Genomic DNA, 4,567 nt, shown 5'->3' on the forward strand with positions numbered 1-4,567 from the left:
TCAAAAAATGGATAAAATAATTTGCGATCGTTTCAATATAACTAAAAAAATAAATTTAAAACCATGGGTTAAAGTAATTAGTAATTATAATGAATTACATGAAGAAACAATTATTGCCGTGGTTGGCAAATATGTTGAATTAGAAGATGCATATATTTCAGTTAAAGAAGCTTTAAAACATGCCGGCTTACCTTTCCATTGCAATGTTAAAGTAAGCTTTGTTAATGCTCGTGAATTAAACGAAACCAATTATCAAGAAGTTTTAAAAGATTATGATGGCATCCTAGTTCCTGGTGGCTTTGGTTTATCAGGAATCGATGGTAAAATATTAGCTATTAAATATGCACGCGAAAATAAAGTTCCCTTTTTAGGCATCTGTCTTGGTTTACAATTAGCCGTTATAGAATACGCTCAAAATGTTTTGAAATTAGAAGGTGCCAATTCAACTGAATTTGATCCGGAAACTAAGTATCCAATTATTAATTACCTTCCAGATCAATATACCGGTATTAATTTAGGTGGCACTATGCGTTTGGGAGCTTATGATTGTGATATCAAAGAAAAAACTTTAGCTTATGAAGTTTATAATTCTAAAAAAATTAAAGAACGTCATCGTCATCGTTATGAATTTGATAACAATTATCGTTTACAATTTGAAGAACAAGGGATGATTTTTTCTGGAATTAATCCTCAATCTAATCTAGTTGAAATAATTGAATTGAAAGCTCACCCTTATTATATCGCTTCTCAATTTCATCCTGAATTTAAAAGCCGACCCACCAAAGCTCACCCATTATTTTGTGGATTAGTTAAAGCTAGTATTGCTAATTTTAAAAAGAAAAGTAAATAACATAGTTTAAATAACCAAAAACAATATTTTACATATTGTTTTTTTATGGTAAAAGTAATTGCACTTTTAATTGTTTTATTGTATAATTAAAAAGGTTTGGAGGGATTTTTATGATGATTGACTTAACTAAATTAATAAACAATTATGAAAAAGAAATTGATGTCAATGAAACTATAACCTTCGATCAAGAATATTTATCAACCACTGATATTAGAAGTATAAAACCAGTAGCAGTTACCGGAACCATTACTAAAAGCGATGGTGAATTCTTCAACCTTAATTTAAAAATCAAAGGTGAAATGACTCTCCCTTGTTCAATTACTTTAGCTGATGTAATATTGCCCTTTGATATTAATTACGAAAGTGATATTACTGATGAGAATGAAAATTTAAAAATAATGGGCAATAACCTTGATATTATCCCAATAGTATGGGAGAATATAGTTACTGAAATTCCGATTAAAGTAGTAGCACCAAATGCTAAACCAATTAAAAAAGGTGAAGGTTGGCAAATACTTACGGAAGATGATGAAAATAAACCGTTAAGTGAACTAAAAGACTTACTTAAAGAAAAGGAGGATGAATAATGGCAGTTCCAGCAAGAAAAATTAGTAAAACATCCAAAAGAATGCGTCGTGCTCATGACTTCTTAACAGCATCAAGCACTACTGTATGCCCTAACTGTAAAGCAGTTATCAAACCACACCGCGTGTGTGATGCTTGTGGATATTATAAAGGTAAAAAAGTTACTAAAGATAAAGAAGAAACAACTAAATAGTTGTTTTTTTTAATTTAAAAAGATACATTATCTTTCGACTAATGTATCTTTTATTATTTTCACCTTATAATTTTGTAGTTTATCTAGTATATCAGGATTAATAGTTGCTACTCTATAAGTAATTGTTTCTCCATAAACTTTATTTAAAATAGGTACACTATATAAAATATAATCTATATCTTTAGTATCTTCATAATTAAATGTTACTTCAAATATAATACCTCTTCTCAATGTAACTAATTCACTAAGTTTTAAACATTCATTAACACTTTTCCGATAGGCTCGGATTAAACCCCCAGCTCCTAGTTTAACCCCTCCAAAGTATCGAACCACTACACACAATATAAGATTAAGTTCATGGCTTTCTAAGACACTTAAAATAGGTATCCCAGCTGTTCCTCCCGGTTCATTATCATCACTACTTCTTTTAACATCGTTAATAATATAGGCATAACAATAATGAGTAGCATCTTTATATTCTTTTTTCAAACCATTTAAAAAATCATCAATTTCACTTTCATCGTTAACTTTAAATAAAAAAGTGATAAACCTCGATTTATTAATTACTAATTCATTATTAATATTTTTTTTAATTGTTTTCATTGCACCACCACTTAAATTATATCATAATATGGTATAATTTAAGTAGGTGATAGTATGAGTAAAATAAAAGTAATGGATGAAATCCTAGCTAATAAGATAGCTGCCGGAGAAGTAATTGAAAAATGTGTTTCTATTGTTAAGGAATTAGTAGAAAATAGTATTGATGCTAATGCGACTGACATTAAAATAGATTTAATCGAATCTGGGGTTAAAGAAATAAAAGTAACTGATAACGGTAGTGGGATGGATAAAGAGGACGCCTTACTAGCTTTTCAGCGCCATGCTTCTTCAAAACTAACTACGGATGAAGATTTATACAAGATTAAAACTTTAGGCTTTAGAGGCGAAGCCTTGCCCTCCATTGCATCCGTTAGTGAAATTAGTATTAAGACTAGTGATCAAAATAATGGCACCCTTATTAATATTAAAGGTGGTAAGGTTATCAGCCATGTTAGTTCTGATTTGAGAAGTGGCACTATTATTGCCGTTAAGAACTTATTTTATAATACCCCAGCTCGTTTAAAACATCTATCTAGTTTATATAACGAATTAGCTAATATTATTGAATATGTTAATAAAATAGCTTTAGCGTATCCTGAAATTAAGTTTACGTTAACTAATGATAATAAAAAAATATTTTATACTGATGGTAGTAATAATTTATTAAAAGTTATCAATTCTATTTATGGTTTAGAAGTAACCAAAAAGATGTTAGCTATCAAGAATAGTAATGATGATTATGATATTGAAGGTTATATCTCACTGCCCGAAATAACTAGATCTAATCGAAATCATATAATTACTTTAATTAATAATCGGGTAGTTCGTAATCAAGAATTAAATAAAGCTATTAATGATGCTTATCATAATTATAAAGCTGATGATCGTTATCCGATTATTATTTTAAAAATAACTACCGATCCTTCCATAGTCGATGTTAATATTCATCCTACCAAAATGGATGTTAAGTTTGGTAAAAAAGAAGAATTATTTGAATTAGTTAAAGAAACTATTATTACTAAATTACAAAGTATTTCACTAATTCCTAAGGTTGAATATAAGGAACCAGCTATCAATTATGAAATACCCACCTTAGATTTAGAACGTTATATCATTCCTGATCAACCAATTCTTAAAGTAGATATGCCAAATATGGATACGTCTAAATTAATTGAATTATATCCAATTGGCATCGCTTTAGGAACCTATATCATTGCTCAAAATGAAACTGGAATTTATTTAATTGACCAACATGCCGCTAAAGAACGAATTAATTATGAAAAATATGTTAAAGAACTGGGTAATCCCAAGCCTTTAACCACTAAAATGCTAATTCCTTTTACTTTGGAATTACCTAATAATGAGTATTTGATTCTAAATGAAAATCTTGACATTTTAACTAAAATGGGGTTTAATATTCAAGAGATGGGGATTAATACCATAACTGTGAAAGAACATCCTTTATGGTTACCAATAAACAATGTGGAAGAAGCAACTAGAAGAATCATCGAAATCATTTTAGAAAAAGAAAAAAACTTTTCAATTGAAAAGTTTAATGAAAAAGTTGCCACTAACTTAAGTTGTAAAATGAGTATTAAAGCTAATACTAATATTTCAACTATGGAGATGGAGCAACTAATAAATGATTTACGAGCTTGTATCAATCCATATAACTGTCCCCATGGTCGACCTACTATCATTGAATATTCAATTTATGAATTGGAAAAATTATTCAAACGAAGTATTTAAACAATGGGGTGATATAATTGGGCATACAATTAAGCAATTTACAACCAGAAGAACGGATAAAATACTATCAAAAAGCATATGAAATAATGATGGATCCTAACTATGATTCTAAAGCTTCTAAATATGATGTTCTTGATCTATCCGTAAGTCGAAATAAACTTTATGGGTGGGCTAATCACTATATTTTAAGATATACCAATTATGAAGAAGAAGAAAAATATTACCAAGCCATCGCGAAGCGTGAAACCACTAAAGCTATCCAAAGAGTTGATAAACTTATAGAGAAACAAAAAGCCGCTTTTGATATTTTTATTAATGGAGAAAACGTAATTCAACAGTTTGAAAAATTAGCTAAAAAATATAATGTTAACGTAAAAACAATTCACAAGTATAAACGAGATTATTTAATTAACGCTAATGAAGAAGAATTAAAAAAATATAAACAAGTTTCTTCAATAATTAAGATTAAACAGCATAATGCTAGTTACTCATCTGAAAATAAAAATGCTGATATTCATAAAAAAGTAATCGGCTTAACTTGCCCGGAAAAAATAAAAGAATTTTTAGATACCAATGGTTTGGATTAT

Annotated in this window: 6 protein-coding genes; 5 read left to right on the plus strand and 1 reads right to left on the minus strand. The window is 28.8% G+C overall.

What is annotated here, in order from left to right; all coding sequences use genetic code 11:
- The 3 genes from PHX29_07000 to rpmF form a co-directional block, all read left to right on the plus strand.
- A partial coding sequence (locus tag PHX29_07000; protein MDD5605630.1) for a CTP synthase occupies positions 1-850 on the plus strand: 850 nt, incomplete at its 5' end.
- Between the two features lie 110 nt (positions 851-960).
- Entirely contained in the window at positions 961-1,437 is a 477-nt protein-coding gene (locus tag PHX29_07005) for a YceD family protein (protein MDD5605631.1), read from the plus strand.
- Complete coding sequence (gene rpmF, locus PHX29_07010; GenBank protein ID MDD5605632.1) at positions 1,437-1,628, plus strand: 50S ribosomal protein L32; 192 nt, start codon at positions 1,437-1,439, stop codon at positions 1,626-1,628. Before PHX29_07005 ends, rpmF begins: the two co-directional genes overlap by 1 nt.
- Before the next feature lie 27 nt (positions 1,629-1,655).
- Here rpmF and PHX29_07015 read toward each other — a convergent pair whose 3' ends face one another.
- Positions 1,656-2,231: a YigZ family protein gene (locus PHX29_07015; GenBank protein ID MDD5605633.1), complete on the minus strand. Its 576-nt coding sequence runs from the start codon at positions 2,229-2,231 to the stop codon at positions 1,656-1,658.
- Positions 2,232-2,285: 54 nt separating this feature from the next.
- Here PHX29_07015 and mutL point away from each other — a divergent pair, with 54 nt between their 5' ends.
- Both mutL and PHX29_07025 read left to right on the plus strand, forming a co-directional pair.
- The gene (mutL, locus tag PHX29_07020; GenBank protein MDD5605634.1) at positions 2,286-3,980 is read left to right on the plus strand and encodes a DNA mismatch repair endonuclease MutL; all 1,695 of its coding nucleotides are present in this window, start codon (positions 2,286-2,288) and stop codon (positions 3,978-3,980) included.
- A 17-nt stretch (positions 3,981-3,997) separates the two neighbouring features.
- Positions 3,998-4,567, plus strand: a 570-nt coding sequence (locus PHX29_07025) for a hypothetical protein (protein ID MDD5605635.1), incomplete at its 3' end; no start/stop codon positions are given.

It is taken from the genome of Dehalococcoidales bacterium, assembly GCA_028717385.1.
GTDB lineage: Bacteria > Chloroflexota > Dehalococcoidia > Dehalococcoidales > CSSed11-197 > CSSed11-197.